Source organism: Burkholderia sp. BCC1638, from assembly GCF_902833195.1.
In the GTDB taxonomy this organism is placed as follows: Bacteria; Pseudomonadota; Gammaproteobacteria; order Burkholderiales; family Burkholderiaceae; genus Burkholderia; species Burkholderia diffusa.
On record NZ_CADFEC010000023.1, the window covers coordinates 1 to 13021 of the forward strand.

General features: G+C 67.2%; 15 protein-coding genes. 9 read left to right on the top strand and 6 right to left on the bottom strand.

Annotated features, from left to right (window positions below; genetic code table 11):
* From HWX22_RS31800 to HWX22_RS23270, 3 genes are all read left to right on the top strand, one after another.
* On the top strand, positions 1 to 182 hold a 182-nt coding region (locus HWX22_RS31800), incomplete at its 5' end, for a hypothetical protein (protein ID WP_208456486.1).
* A 57-nt stretch (positions 183 to 239) separates the two neighbouring features.
* Complete coding sequence (locus HWX22_RS23265; RefSeq protein WP_059820279.1) at positions 240 to 791, top strand: hypothetical protein; 552 nt, start codon at positions 240 to 242, stop codon at positions 789 to 791.
* A complete protein-coding gene (locus tag HWX22_RS23270; protein ID WP_175907950.1) occupies positions 788 to 1282 on the top strand; it encodes a hypothetical protein in 495 nt (164 codons plus the stop codon). The genes HWX22_RS23265 and HWX22_RS23270 overlap by 4 nt, the downstream gene beginning before the upstream one ends.
* A gap of 70 nt (positions 1283 to 1352) precedes the next feature.
* Here the strand turns inward: HWX22_RS23270 and HWX22_RS23275 are convergent, their stop codons facing one another.
* Positions 1353 to 2690, bottom strand: a complete 1338-nt coding sequence (locus HWX22_RS23275; protein ID WP_059468207.1) for a nitrate/sulfonate/bicarbonate ABC transporter ATP-binding protein — start codon at positions 2688 to 2690, stop codon at positions 1353 to 1355.
* Positions 2691 to 2712: 22 nt separating this feature from the next.
* Positions 2713 to 4470, bottom strand: coding sequence for an ABC transporter permease subunit (locus HWX22_RS23280; protein WP_175907952.1), 1758 nt, complete (start codon positions 4468 to 4470; stop codon positions 2713 to 2715).
* Between the two features lie 505 nt (positions 4471 to 4975).
* Here HWX22_RS23280 and HWX22_RS23285 point away from each other — a divergent pair.
* Entirely contained in the window at positions 4976 to 5242 is a 267-nt protein-coding gene (locus HWX22_RS23285; RefSeq protein WP_006398649.1) for a hypothetical protein, read from the top strand.
* Positions 5243 to 5282: 40 nt separating this feature from the next.
* Here the strand turns inward: HWX22_RS23285 and HWX22_RS23290 are convergent, their stop codons facing one another.
* Together HWX22_RS23290 and HWX22_RS23295 are read right to left on the bottom strand one after the other, a co-directional pair.
* The gene (locus tag HWX22_RS23290) at positions 5283 to 6599 is read right to left on the bottom strand and encodes an ATP-binding protein (protein WP_059527465.1); all 1317 of its coding nucleotides are present in this window, start codon (positions 6597 to 6599) and stop codon (positions 5283 to 5285) included.
* Positions 6583 to 7308 carry a response regulator gene (locus tag HWX22_RS23295; protein WP_059527468.1) on the bottom strand — a complete coding sequence of 242 codons (726 nt, stop codon included), beginning with the start codon at positions 7306 to 7308 and terminating at the stop codon, positions 6583 to 6585. Before HWX22_RS23295 ends, HWX22_RS23290 begins: the two co-directional genes overlap by 17 nt.
* 224 nt (positions 7309 to 7532) lie before the next feature.
* On the opposite strand from HWX22_RS23295, the gene HWX22_RS23300 reads away from it, so the two are divergent.
* Positions 7533 to 8084: a periplasmic heavy metal sensor gene (locus HWX22_RS23300; RefSeq protein ID WP_175916483.1), complete on the top strand. Its 552-nt coding sequence runs from the start codon at positions 7533 to 7535 to the stop codon at positions 8082 to 8084.
* Between the two features lie 70 nt (positions 8085 to 8154).
* Here the strand turns inward: HWX22_RS23300 and HWX22_RS23305 are convergent, their stop codons facing one another.
* Positions 8155 to 8853: a pirin family protein gene (locus tag HWX22_RS23305; RefSeq protein WP_175916484.1), complete on the bottom strand. Its 699-nt coding sequence runs from the start codon at positions 8851 to 8853 to the stop codon at positions 8155 to 8157.
* A 367-nt stretch (positions 8854 to 9220) separates the two neighbouring features.
* Between HWX22_RS23305 and HWX22_RS23310 the strand changes: the two genes are divergently transcribed.
* The 4 genes from HWX22_RS23310 to HWX22_RS23325 all read left to right on the top strand — a co-directional run bounded on the left by HWX22_RS23310 (position 9221) and on the right by HWX22_RS23325 (position 12422).
* A complete protein-coding gene (locus HWX22_RS23310; protein ID WP_059451025.1) occupies positions 9221 to 9997 on the top strand; it encodes an ABC transporter substrate-binding protein in 777 nt (258 codons plus the stop codon).
* Between the two features lie 227 nt (positions 9998 to 10224).
* Positions 10225 to 10914 carry a histidine ABC transporter permease HisQ gene (gene hisQ, locus HWX22_RS23315; protein WP_059527478.1) on the top strand — a complete coding sequence of 230 codons (690 nt, stop codon included), beginning with the start codon at positions 10225 to 10227 and terminating at the stop codon, positions 10912 to 10914.
* Entirely contained in the window at positions 10911 to 11624 is a 714-nt protein-coding gene (locus HWX22_RS23320; protein WP_059820273.1) for an ABC transporter permease, read from the top strand. Before hisQ ends, HWX22_RS23320 begins: the two co-directional genes overlap by 4 nt.
* An 18-nt stretch (positions 11625 to 11642) precedes the next feature.
* A complete protein-coding gene (locus tag HWX22_RS23325; RefSeq protein ID WP_175916485.1) occupies positions 11643 to 12422 on the top strand; it encodes an ABC transporter ATP-binding protein in 780 nt (259 codons plus the stop codon).
* Positions 12423 to 12477: 55 nt separating this feature from the next.
* On the opposite strand, the gene HWX22_RS23330 is transcribed toward HWX22_RS23325, so the two are convergent.
* Positions 12478 to 12975 (bottom strand): GNAT family N-acetyltransferase, encoded by a 498-nt coding sequence (locus HWX22_RS23330; RefSeq protein WP_175907954.1) that lies wholly within the window; start codon positions 12973 to 12975, stop codon positions 12478 to 12480.
* Between the last annotated feature and the right edge of the window lie 46 nt (positions 12976 to 13021).

Here is a 13021-nt window from a genome sequence, read left to right on the forward strand (position 1 = left end):
CGGTGTCGGTCAACTCGCGCGTGTCGGGCCAACAACAGGCTCTTTTGCATTGGAAACGCGCCGAAAGCGCTACGCAAGAGCCAGTGCAGACCCTCGTCCAGGCTCCTGTTCCATTGGAAAGCGCTTCGCCCACCGATTTGTCAAAGCTTTGCAGTTTTCCTATGACAATTGCGAAACAATGACACGGCATGGGGGCGCGCATGCGTCGCCGCTCACCCAGACAGGACTTGCACTCAGGGATGAACATTCGTTTCGAACCGCCGCGTCGGGCCATGCCGGCGCGCATCGTGCTGGCCGCGATCGCCACGGCCGCACTGCTGTCCGGCTGCAACTCGCTGTACAGCGAAGGCGCGACCGCCAGCGCCGGTATCGCGGGCGCCGCGATTGCCTCCAAGGTCACCAACAACGCCGCCGTCGCGACGGGCATCGGCCTCGGCGCCGTCGCCGGCGCGCGAGCGGGCGTCCAGTACACGCAGCGCGTCGCGCACCGCTACACCCAGGAGCAGATCGCGAAAGCGGCCGGCCCGCTCGACGTCGGCGGCGTCGCTCCGTGGACGACCCACCACTCGTTCCCGATCGAGGACGACGAGCAGGGCCGCGTGACGGTCAGCCGGATGATCAGCATCGGCCCGCTCGACTGCAAGGAAATCGTGTTCGCGGTCGACACGCCCGCGAAGGCCGACAAGGCCGCCGAATCGGCGTTCTACGTGGCCACGATCTGCCGCGACGGCCCCGTGTGGAAATGGGCGTCGGCGGAACCCGCGACCGAACGCTGGGGCGCGCTGCAATGACCATCGCGATCCGTATCGCGGCGATCGGCGCGCTGTGCGCGGCCAGCGCCGCGCTGTCGGGCTGCGGCTCGGTCGGCGCGGCGAGCGGCGCGCTCGCCGGCGCGGCGACGGGCCTCGTCACCGCGAACCCGGCCGTGGGCGTCGGTGTCGGGATCGCCGTGCAGGCGGCGACCGACGAGGCCGTCAACCGCACGATGAAGCAGCTTCATCAGAATCAGCAGGACGCGATCGCGAAAGCGGCGGGCAGCCTGGCCGTCGGCGAAGTGAAGCCGTGGAAGGTGAAGAACACGCTGCCGCTCGAAAACGGCGAAGGCGAGGTGCGCGTCACGCGTGCGTACTCGACGGCGCTCGCGCTGTGCAAGGAATTCGCGTTCTCGGTGAAGGACGGCGACAAGGCCGACTGGTATTTCGCGAATGCGTGCCAGCAAGGCACGCACTGGAAGTGGGCGTCGGCCGAACCGGCCGTCGACCGCTGGGGCAACCTGCAGTAACGAGGCGATGCGCGGCGCCCGACACGCGCGGCGCATGCGAATGCCGGGCCCTGCGGCCCGGCGCGATGGCTCAGGACTCGACGTCCTCGAGACTGAAGATTTCGGTCTGGTCGTTGTACGAGAAGATCTCGCCGTAACGGCCCCAGTCGATCACCGCATCGAGCGTTTCCTCGGCCGCGCCGTCCGACAGAAAATCTTCCAGCTCCTGCTCGAAGCGCACGCGCGGCGCGCGATGGCCGGGGCGCTCGTTCAACACCTTCTTGATCCGCGCGGCGAGCGGCACGTGCTTCAGCAGATGATCCGCGAACATCAGCTTGCGCTCCTGCGTGCCGAATTCCGCGAACACGCGCCCCGGCGGCGTCAGGAACACGTCCCCTTCGCGCACGTCGGCGAAGCCGAGGTATTGCAGCACTTCGGCGATCGGGAACAGGTCGTCGACCTCCAGATGCAGCGTGCGTGCGATTTCCGGCATGTCGGCGCGGCCGTGGTACGGCGCCATCGCGAGCGTCTCGATCAGGCCGGCCATCAGGTTGGTCGACACCTGCGGCAGCCAGCTGCCGAGCTCGAGCCCCTTCTTCGTCGCCTCGCCGGTCTGGCGTGCGGTCATCTTCGCGTAGATGTCGTCGACGAGCTTGCGGAAGGCCGGGTCGAGGCGGTTGCGCGGATGCTTGAACGGCACCTTGATCTCGGCGATCACGCGGCCCGGGTTCGACGACAGCACCAGAATGCGGTCGCACATGAACACCGCTTCCTCGATGTTGTGCGTGACGATCAGCACCGACTTGATCGGCATGCGGCCTTGCGTCCACAGATCGAGCAGGTCGGTGCGCAGCGTTTCGGCCGTCAGCACGTCGAGCGCCGAGAACGGCTCGTCCATCAGCAGGATCGTCGGGTCGACGACGAGCGCGCGCGCGAAGCCCACGCGCTGACGCATGCCGCCCGACAGCTCGCGCGGATACGCGTTCTCGAAGCCGTCGAGACCGATCAGGTCGATCGCGGCGAGCGCGCGCTCGCGCCGCTCGCGTGCGCCGACGCCAAGCGCTTCCAGCCCGGCCTCCACGTTCTGCAGCACGGTCAGCCACGGGAACAGCGCGAAGGTCTGGAACACCATCGCGACGCCTTCGGCCGGGCCGGTCAGCGGCTTGCCGAGGTAGGTCACTTCACCGCCGGTCGGCTCGATCAGCCCCGCGATGATCCGCAGCAGCGTCGACTTGCCCGAGCCCGAACGGCCGAGCAGCCCGACGATCTCGCCTTCGCGCAGCGACAGGTTCGCGTCGTCGAGCACGAGCAGTTCGCCCTGCGTCTTGTTGAAGCCGCGGCAGACGTGATCGACGCGCAGGATTTCCTCACCGAGTCGCGGCGGCTGGGACGTCTGGACGGGGGCGTTTACAGCATTCGGATTGTGCATCGCGTTTCGCTCTCAATCGGTCTCAGTCGAGCCGCAGCTTCGCTTCGGCGAAGGCATACAGCGGGCGCCACAGCAGGCGGTTGAACAGGGTAACGAACAGGGACATCACGGCGATGCCCAGGATGATCTTCGGAAAGTCGCCGGCGGCGGTGGTCTGCGCGATATAGGCGCCGAGGCCGTGCGCCTCGATCCGGGTCGTGCCCCACTGCACCGCTTCCGATACGATGCTCGCGTTCCACGCGCCGCCCGATGCGGTGATCGCGCCGGTCACGTAGTACGGGAAGATGCCGGGCAGGATCGCCTGACGCCACCACTGCCAGCCGCGGATCCGGAAGTTCGTCGCGGCTTCGCGATAGTCGTTCGGATAGGACGTCGCGCCCGCGATCACGTTGAACAGGATATACCACTGCGTGCCGAGCACGATCAGCGGCGACAGCCAGATGTCGGCGTTCAGGTGGAAGCGCGCGATCACGATCACGAACACCGGGAACAGCAGGTTTGCCGGGAACGCGGCGAGGAACTGCGCGAGCGGCTGCAGCTTCTCGGCGAGTTTCGGGCGCAGCCCGACCCACACGCCGACAGGCACCCAGATCACGGACGCGATCGAGATCAGCACGACCACGCGCAGCAGCGTGATGAGCCCGAGCACGATCACGTGGCCGACTTCGGCCATCGTCACGCCGGTCGACACGAAGCTGACGACACGCCACACGATATAGGCCGTGCCGAGCAGCACGAGCACCGCCCACGCGATGTCGACCGTGCGCGACGCCTTCTTCTCGACCTTGGGCAGCGTGAAGCGCATCGCGCCCGACACCGGCAGACGCAGCGGAATCCGCGCGGCCTTCGCGAAGAACCAGCCGGCCGGCACGAGCAGTTGATGGATCAGGCGCGTACGGCGCACGAGGTCGAGCAGCCAGGATTGCGGCGCGTCGCCCGACGCGGTGTTCTCCATCCGGAACTTGTCGGCCCACGCAATCAGCGGGCGGAACAGGAACTGGTCATAGGCCAGGATCACCACCGTCATCGTCAGGATCACCCAGCCGATCGCGCCGAGGTTCTTGTCCGAGATCGCCTGCGCGAGATACGCGCCGATCCCGGGCAGCGTGATGGTCTGGTTGCCGACGGTGATGGCCTCCGATGCGACGACGAAGAACCAGCCGCCCGACATCGACATCATCATGTTCCAGATCAGCCCCGGCATCGAGAACGGCACCTCGAGCTTCCAGAAGCGCTGCCACGACGTCAGGTGGAAGCCGCGCGACACTTCGTCCAGATCGCGCGGCACCGTGCGCAGCGACTGGTAGAAGCTGAACGTCATGTTCCACGCCTGGCTCGTGAAGATCGCGAAGATCGCGGCCAGTTCGGCGCCGAGCACGCGGCTCGGGAACAACGCGAGGAAGAACGTGACCGTAAACGAGATGAAGCCGAGCACCGGCACCGACTGCAGGATGTCGAGGATCGGGATCAGCACCATGCCGGCGCGGCGGCTTTTCGCGGCGAGCGTGCCGTAGACCAGCGTGAACGCGAGCGACGCGACCATCGCGGCGAGCATCCGCAGCGTGGTGCGCAACGCGTATTCGGGCAGGTTCGACGAATCGAGCGAGATCTTCTGGGTTTGAAGGGTCCCGATCGGCGCCATCGTTTCATGAAAACCGACGACCGCCATCGCGATCAGGCAGATGATCAGCGGGAACGCGATGAAGTCCCACCGGTTCGGCAGAACGCGCCACGCGGACGCGTTGGCGGTCCGGTTCGGATTGAAGAATCCGACGTCCATCAGGCGCCCTCCCCGGTAAGGCCGAACGAAGCCGGCAGACGATGTTGATTCATGGCAAAGCGCACGGGCGCGGTAATTCGACGCGGTAATTCGATTGATTCACGATCTGACGCCGGCGCGAGGCGCCGTGCGTGCAAGCTGCGCCCCCGGCGCGGCGAGTCAGGCCGCGACGGCACGACACTACACCAACCTGTATTTCAGGTTCAACCGTCCGGGGCCGGCGCGGTGCCATGCGACGCGCGGACGGCGCACGGATCGTGCCCGGCACGCGGGTGAACGGCAGGCGTGCGATGCGGAGCAGCCCGGCCGCAGTCCTCCGGCCGGCACGCAGGCCCCGAATTATGCCGTGATCCGGGCCGGCCGGGAACCCGCCAGCCGCATGCGGACGCAAACCATGCCGGACGTCATCGGACGATTGCGGCGAAGCAGGTATGATCGGGGCTAGCCCCTGGCGTCGGTGTCGACCACTGCCGCCAGGGATCGACCGACCAGCGGGAGGAAGGGAATGGCAGGAAACTTGGTGATCGTCTGCCGCGATCAGGATGCCGATGCGTTCTACGAGCTGATGCAGGAATATGGGTCGTTCCAGACGCGGCTGTCGTCGACGGCATGGTACCTGAACATGAACGTCGTGCCGGAATCGCTGCAGGACGAGATTCTGGAGCGCCTTGGCCGCTATACGACCGTCTATATCTTCGAGGCCACGAGCGTGACCTACAACACCATCGACAGCAACGCCGCCGAGACGCTCGGCACGCTGTTCGGCGAATGATGCCGCGCGGCGCCTGCCCGGCAGGCGCCGCATCCGCCGCTTACGCGGCCTGGGCGTGCAGTTCGTCCTTCGGCACCACGTCGAACGGGAACGTCATCGCCACGCGCAGGCCGCCCTCGGGACGATTGCCGATCTCGCACGCCCCGCCCAGCCTCAGCACCAGCCGCTCGACGATAGCAAGCCCGAGCCCGCTGTGGCCATTGCCGCCGCGCGCAGGGTCGAGCCGCACGAACGGCCTTGTCGCGGCCGCCAGGTCGCGCGGCGCGATCCCGCCGCCGCTGTCGCTGACCGACAACACGTAACCCGTCGGCGTACGCAACGTCTCGATGAGCACGGGTGGCGCGCCGTACGCATGCGCATTGTCCAGCAGGTTCGACAAGATCCGGTCGAGCGTCGCGGTCGGCAGGCGGAAACCTTCGTCGGCGGCCAGATGCGTCTGGACCGCCGGCGCGTTCGGTGCGACCGCGCGATAGCTGCGCGCGATCCGCTCGCAGGTCTGGTCGACCGGCACGGGCTCGCTGCGGTCCGCCCCGCCGTGCGCGAACACGAGGAACTGGTCGACGATGTGCGACATCGAGTCGACATCGCGCACCACGCCGTCGCGCAGCCGCGCGTCGTCCATCATTTCCGCGCGCAGGCGCATCCGCGCGAGCGGCGTGCGCAGGTCGTGCGCGACGCCAGCCAGCATCACCGCGCGATCGCTCTCGGCCTGCGACACCTGTTCCACCATCTGATTGAAGCCATGCGTGAGCTGACGCAGCTCGCGCGGGCCGCGCTCGCGCAGCGGCGGCACCGGCTGGCCGCGGCCGAAGCGCGCGACCGCGCGCGCCAGCGAACGCAGCGGCTGCTGCAGCTGCCAGGCCGCGAACAGCGCGGCGATCACGCCTGCCGAGAAGATCGTGCCGAGCCACAGCAGCATCCGGTCGAGCGAGCGCGGCGGGCGCAGCGGCTGCACCGGCACCACGATCCAGTTGCGGTCGGTCGGCTCCTTGACCCACAACACCGGCGGGTGGCCCGGCGCGCCGATCTCGACCAGGGTGCCGGCCGGCATGCGCTCGCTCACGTCGTCGCGAAATCGCTTGAGCGGCGCCGGCAGATTCGAGCCTGCGCTCGTCGGCACGTCCGGACTGTCCGGCGACACCAGCCGCACCCGCGACGGCAGCGGCTGGTCGGGCGTGCGCTCGACGTGCTGGCGCACGGCATCGACGAGGAAGGCAGCCTCCTCGACCGCGTAACGCGTCTGCATCTGGCTGCGCTCGAGGCGCATCGCGAAGAACCACGCGAAGTGCGACAGGAGCAGCACGCCGACGACCAGCAGCGCCAGCCGTCCGAACAGTGAATCAATGGGTTTGCGCATGGGCCTCGCCGTCGGGCACGAACACGTAGCCGCGCCCGCGGACCGTCTGGATGAAGCGCGGCGTCGACGGATCCGTTTCCAGGATGCGGCGCAGGCGCCACACCTGGACGTCGATGCCGCGGTCGGTGCCGTCGTACTCGGGCCCGTGCAGCAGCTCGAGCAACCGCTCGCGCGTGAGCGTGCGCAGCGCGTGGTTCACGAAGATCTTCAGCAGCGCGAATTCGCTGCTCGACAGCGTTGCCGGCTTGCCGTCGACCGCCAGCGTGCGCGCCTGGAAGTCGAGCACGAAACGGCCGAACGCGAACGGCTCGCGCTGCTCGGGCGCCGCCGCCGACGGCGTCGCCCGGCGGCGGCGCAGCACGGCTTGCACACGCGCGAGCAGCTCGCGCGGGTTGAACGGCTTGCCGAGGTAGTCGTCCGCGCCGAGTTCGAGCCCGACGATGCGGTCGACGTCGTCCGCGCGCGCCGTCAGCATGATCACGGGGATGTCGTCGCCGGCCGCGCGCAGCTGGCGCAGCGCGGTCAGGCCGTCGACGCCCGGCATCATCAGGTCCAGCACGATCAGGTCGGGCCGCTCGCGCTCGAGACGCTTCTCGAGCGTCGCCGCGTCGTGCAGCACGGACACTTCCATCCCTTGGCGCACGAGATAGTCGCGCAGCAGGTCACGGAGTTCTTGGTCGTCGTCGACGATGAGGATCTGGGTAGTCATGGCTCGAAGTTTACCGCGCGAGTGCGGAGTCGAAGAACGAAACAAAGGAACGAAAGGGTTACTGCGGGTTACGGCGCAAGGGAACTGTAATGCACCGTAACCCGGCAGCCACCCCGCGTAACACCCGCCGGGGCACGCACCGCTAACCTGCGTCTTACCGGATGCGGCACACGGGTCACCCGCGCACCGCATCGCCGGACCCTTTGGATACAGGAGTTTCTGAAATGTATAAGAAGACTTCCCGCGTGGCCATCGCGGCCGCCACCGTGCTCGCTCTCGCATTCGGCACCGCGCATGCCGCGCAGCCCAACGACATGCCGCCGCCGGGCGGCCCCGGCATGCACCAGATGCACGGCGGCCATGACGGCGGCCCGTTCGGCGTGATCATGAAGCTGCACGATCAGCTGAAACTCAACGCATCGCAGGAGCAGCAATGGCAGACGGCCGTCAACACGATGAAGCAGAACCATGAAGCGATGCGCAAGAGCCAAGAGCAGATGCGCGAGCAGTTCAAGGCGCAGCAGAATCAGCCGATCCTCGACCTGAACGCGATGCACGCCGCCCGGCAGCAGGCCGAGCAGCAGAATGCGCAGCTGCGCGAGCAAAGCTCGGCCGCCTGGCTCGCGTTCTACAACGGACTGAACGACCAGCAGAAGACGACGGTCAGCACCGCGCTGAAGCAGCAGTTCGCGCGGATGGAACAGCGTCACGAGAAGATGAAGGAACGCTGGCAGGAGCACCGCGCGGCCAAGGCCGCGTCGGCGCCGGCGCAGTAAGCCGGCGGGCCGCCTCCCCGGGCGGCTTCGCAGGGGACGCGGGTACTCGGCCCGCGCCCCCTGTTTCGCTTCAGGCGACGTCGAATAGCAGCACCTCGGCCGCCCGGCCGCGTGCGAACGCGATCGCTTCCACCCCGGCGATCCGCGCGCCGTCGCCCGCGGCCAGCGCGTGGCCGTTGACCTCCACGTCGCCACGCGCCACGTGCACATAAGTGCCACGTCCGGCCGGCACACCGAATACCGCCTCCTCGTCGCCGTCGATCAGCCCCGCGAAGATCCGCGCATCCGCACCGATCGACAGCGCGCCGTCGCCGCCGTCCGGCGACGCGACGAGCCGCAGGCGGCCGCGCTTCTCGTCGTCGGCGAAATGCCGCTCCGCGTAACCGGGCCGCCCGCCGCGCTCGGCCGGCTGCAGCCAGATCTGCAGCAGATGCAGCACCCGGTCGCGCGACGCATTGGTTTCGCTGTGCATGAGCCCCGTGCCGGCACTCATCCGCTGGATGCCGCCGGCTCGCACGATGGCGCCGTTGCCAAGGCTGTCGCGATGCGCGAGCGCGCCGTCCAGCACGTAAGTGACGATTTCGAGGTCGCGGCGCGGCTGCATCCCGAAGCCGCGCGTCGGCGCGATCCGGTCCTCGCTCAGCACGCGCAGCGCGCCGAACGGCGGATGGGCGGCCTCGGCGTCGCCGACAAGCGGAAAGCTGTGACTCGACTCGAGCCAGCCTTGGCGCGTGTGGCAGCGGTCGGCGGCGCGAAGGATCTGGAACATGGGGCGGGCACTCCGGCAGGCAGACATTCTTTCTTCGGGTTTACCTGCACTGTAGGGGCGCGCCAAGCGCGCCACAATCCGCCGCCCGCGCACCGCATCGTTGCACCCACGAGTCCAATCGGCGCAATGCTCGTTGTGAATACCACGATTGCCGCAACGCCCGGATCGAAGAATCCATCGGTCGCGCCGGATTGCCGTTTTCCGGGTATCGCGTTCGGGTAAAATACCGCCCTTTTGGCGTTCGCCCGTCCGGCGAGCGCCGTTGCCCGCGCGCCGAAACACGAATTTTGGCCGTCTAGAATACGCCGCGGCGCCCGGCCCGACCGGCCGCGAGCGCCCACCGGAAGTGAGCGACAAAAGGATGGAAATGAAGAAGGCCGCCCTGTGCGCCGCCCTCGCCCTCGTGGCGGGCAGCGCCTTCGCGAAAGAATGGAAGACCGTGCGGATCGGTGTCGATGCCAGCTACCCGCCGTTCGAGTCGACCGCGCCGAGCGGCGAGATCGTCGGTTTCGACGTCGATCTCACCAAGGAAATCTGCAAGCGCATCAACGTAAAGTGCGTGTGGGTCGCGCAGGATCTCGACGGGATCATTCCCGCGCTGAAGGCGAAGAAGTACGACGTCATCGTGTCGTCGCTGACCGTCACGGACAAGCGTCGCGAGCAGATCGACTTCTCCGACAAGGTGTACGACGCGCCCGCGCGGATGATCGCGAAGGCCGGCTCGCCGCTGCTGCCGACGGTTGCGTCGCTCAAGGGCAAGCGCGTCGGCGTCGAGCAGGGTTCGACGCAGGAATCCTACGCGAAGGCGTACTGGGAACCGCAAGGCGTCACGATCATTCCTTACCAGAACCAGGACCAGGTCTATGCCGATCTCGGCTCGGGCCGCCTCGACGCGACGCTGCAGGATGAACTGCAGGCCGACTACGGCTTCCTGCGCACGCCGCGCGGCAAGGGCTTCGCGTTCGCCGGTCCGGAAGTGAAGGATCCGAAGACGATCGGCGACGGCACCGCGATCGGCCTGCGCAAGGAAGACACGGACCTGAAGCTCAAGATCAACAAGGCGCTGGCCGACATGCACAAGGACGGCACGTACGACCGGCTGTCGCACAAGTATTTCTCGTTCAGCGTCTACTCGGCTCGCTGAGCGCAGACAATGACGGGAAGCGGATGCGGGGGCGCCCCGCGTCCGGCAGTACAGGCAGTCCACCACGCGCCGCCCGCCCCTCGCCCGCCGCTCCCCGCGACGGGCTGGCCCGGCACCGTTGCCGGGGCGGACGGTCATGATACGCACGGGGCGTTCCGCGCAGCTTGGCGGGCGCGTCTTTCGCGGCGCACCGCGTGCGCCGTCCGGGACCACACCAGGGACCACATATGTTTCTACAAGGCTACGGCCCGCTGATCCTCGCAGGCACCTGGCAAACCGTCAAACTGGCGGTGCTTTCGCTCGCGCTGTCGTTCCTGCTTGGCCTGCTCGGCGCGGGCGCGAAGCTGTCGCGCAACCGCTTCACGAACGGCGTCGGCACCGTCTACACCACGTTGATCCGCGGCGTGCCGGACCTCGTGCTGATGCTGCTGCTGTTCTACAGCCTGCAGATCTGGCTGAACATGGCGACCGACGCACTCGGCTGGGACCAGATCGACATCGATCCGTTCCTCGCCGGCGTGCTCGTGCTCGGCTTCATCTACGGCGCGTACTTCACCGAGACCTTCCGCGGCGCATTCCTGTCGGTGCCGCGCGGCCAGCTCGAGGCCGGCAGCGCGTACGGGATGACCAACTGGCAGGTGTTCACGCGGATCATGTTCCCGCAGATGATGCGCTTCGCGCTGCCGGGCATCGGCAACAACTGGCAGGTGCTCGTGAAGTCGACCGCACTGGTGTCGATCATCGGCCTCGCGGACGTCGTGAAGGCGTCGCAGGACGCCGGCAAGGGCACGCTGCGGTTCTTCTTCTTCACGCTGATCGCCGGTGCGGTCTACCTCGCCATCACGACGATCTCGAACTTCGTGCTGATTTGGCTCGAAAAGCGCTACTCGACCGGTGTCCGCAAGGCTGACCTATGATCGAACTCATCCAAGAATACTGGCGCAACTACCTCTACACCGACGGCTTCCGGATCACCGGCGTCGCGATCACGCTGTGGCTGCTGGTCGTGTCGATCGGCCTCGGCTTCTGCCTGTCGGTGCCGCTCGCGGTGGCCCGCGTGTCGAAAAGGAAGTGGCTGTCGAGCGCCGTGTGGCTTTACACGTACGTGTTCCGCGGCACGCCGCTCTACGTGCAGCTGCTGCTCTGTTACACCGGCCTCTACAGCCTGCAGGTCGTGCGCGGCACGCCGCTGCTCGACGCGTTCTTCCGCGACGGGATGCACTGCACGCTGCTCGCGTTCACGCTGAACACCTGCGCGTACACCACCGAGATCTTCGCGGGCGCAATCAAAGCGACGTCGTACGGCGAGATCGAGGCCGCGCGCGCATACGGGATGTCCACCTTCACGATGTATCGCCGCGTGATCCTGCCGTCGGCGCTGCGCCGCGCGCTGCCGCTCTACAGCAACGAAGTGATCCTGATGCTGCACGCGACCACCGTCGCGTTCACCGCGACCGTGCCGGACATCCTGAAGATCGCGCGCGACGTAAACTCGGCGACCTACATGTCGTTCCACGCATTCGGGATCGCCGCCCTGCTCTATCTCGCGATCTCGTTCACGCTCGTGTGGCTGTTCCGCCAGGCCGAGCGTCGCTGGCTCGCGTATCTGCGCCCGCAAGGCAAGTAAGTTTTCGCAGGACTATTGATGAATTCCCAGACTCAAAAGCTTTTCGTCGACGATCTGCACAAGCGGTACGGCGACAACGAGGTGCTCAAGGGCGTGTCGCTGAAGGCGAACTCGGGCGACGTGATCAGCGTGATCGGCTCGTCCGGTTCAGGCAAGAGCACGATGCTGCGCTGTATCAACTTCCTCGAGCAGCCGAACGCGGGCCGCATCATCGTCGACGGCGAGGAAGTGCGCACCACGCCGGACAAGACGGGCGCGCTGCGCGCGGCCGATTCGAAGCAGCTGCAACGCGTGCGCACCAAGCTGTCGATGGTGTTCCAGCATTTCAATCTCTGGTCGCACATGAACGTGATCGAGAACGTGATGGAAGCGCCCGTCAACGTGCTCGGCATCTCGAAGAAGGAAGCCGAAGACCGTGCGCGCGAGTATCTCGAAAAGGTCGGCCTCGCGCCGCGCGTCGAGAAGCAGTATCCGTCGCATCTGTCGGGCGGGCAGCAGCAGCGTGTCGCGATCGCGCGCGCGCTGGCGATGCATCCGGACGTCATGCTGTTCGACGAGCCCACGTCGGCGCTCGACCCGGAACTGGTCGGTGAAGTGCTGAAGGTGATGCAGAAGCTGGCCGAGGAAGGCCGTACGATGATCGTCGTCACGCACGAGATGGGCTTCGCGCGCAACGTGTCGAATCACGTGATGTTCCTGCACCAGGGGCGCGTCGAGGAGGAAGGCGTGCCGTCCGAGGTGTTCGCCAACCCGAAGAGCGAACGCCTGCGCGGGTTCCTGTCGGGCAGCCTCAAGTAACGCGCGCGACGCGCGACGACACGCGGACGGGCGCCATGCGGCGCCCGTTTTGCGTTTACACGGCGTCCACCGGTACGCCGTCGGCGAACGCGCGCAGCGCATCGCCCGCGAGCCGGTAGCGCACCCATTCGCTTTGCGGCGCCGCGCCGACGCTTTCGTAGAAGCGGATCGCCGGCTCGTTCCAGTCGAGCACGCTCCATTCGAAGCGCCCGCAGCCGGTGTCCACGGCGATGCGCGCGAGCGCCTTCAGCAGCCGCAGCCCGGCACCCGCGCCGCGAAAGCGCGGCGATACGTACAGATCCTCGAGATACAAGCCCTGGCGGCCGAGCCACGTCGAGTACGACGAGAAATACACGGCGAAGCCGGCCGGCTCGCCGTCGACCTCGCAGATCAGCGCGCGCGCCGGCGTTCCTTCGCCGAACAGGCTGCGCTCGAGCGACGCAGGTGTCGCGACCACTTCATGCTCCGCCTTCTCGTAGATGGCCAGCTCGGTGATGAAGCGCAGGATTTGCGGCACGTCGGCGACGGTGGCAGAACGAATGTCGATTTGCACGGTGAGGAGCCCTCCTTCGGCCCGGACTGAAAACGGAATGCGGCGC

Coding starts and splice junctions, on each gene's coding strand:
- HWX22_RS23280 (WP_175907952.1), bottom strand. CDS start 4,470: ATGGACGTCGGATTCTTCAATCCGAACCGGACCGCCAACGCGTCCGCG.
- HWX22_RS23285 (WP_006398649.1), top strand. CDS start 4,976: ATGGCAGGAAACTTGGTGATCGTCTGCCGCGATCAGGATGCCGATGCG.
- HWX22_RS23310 (WP_059451025.1), top strand. CDS start 9,221: ATGAAGAAGGCCGCCCTGTGCGCCGCCCTCGCCCTCGTGGCGGGCAGC.
- HWX22_RS23295 (WP_059527468.1), bottom strand. CDS start 7,308: ATGACTACCCAGATCCTCATCGTCGACGACGACCAAGAACTCCGTGAC.
- HWX22_RS23300 (WP_175916483.1), top strand. CDS start 7,533: ATGTATAAGAAGACTTCCCGCGTGGCCATCGCGGCCGCCACCGTGCTC.
- HWX22_RS23275 (WP_059468207.1), bottom strand. CDS start 2,690: ATGCACAATCCGAATGCTGTAAACGCCCCCGTCCAGACGTCCCAGCCG.
- hisQ (WP_059527478.1), top strand. CDS start 10,225: ATGTTTCTACAAGGCTACGGCCCGCTGATCCTCGCAGGCACCTGGCAA.
- HWX22_RS23290 (WP_059527465.1), bottom strand. CDS start 6,599: ATGCGCAAACCCATTGATTCACTGTTCGGACGGCTGGCGCTGCTGGTC.
- HWX22_RS23265 (WP_059820279.1), top strand. CDS start 240: ATGAACATTCGTTTCGAACCGCCGCGTCGGGCCATGCCGGCGCGCATC.
- HWX22_RS23305 (WP_175916484.1), bottom strand. CDS start 8,853: ATGTTCCAGATCCTTCGCGCCGCCGACCGCTGCCACACGCGCCAAGGC.
- HWX22_RS23270 (WP_175907950.1), top strand. CDS start 788: ATGACCATCGCGATCCGTATCGCGGCGATCGGCGCGCTGTGCGCGGCC.
- HWX22_RS23325 (WP_175916485.1), top strand. CDS start 11,643: ATGAATTCCCAGACTCAAAAGCTTTTCGTCGACGATCTGCACAAGCGG.
- HWX22_RS23320 (WP_059820273.1), top strand. CDS start 10,911: ATGATCGAACTCATCCAAGAATACTGGCGCAACTACCTCTACACCGAC.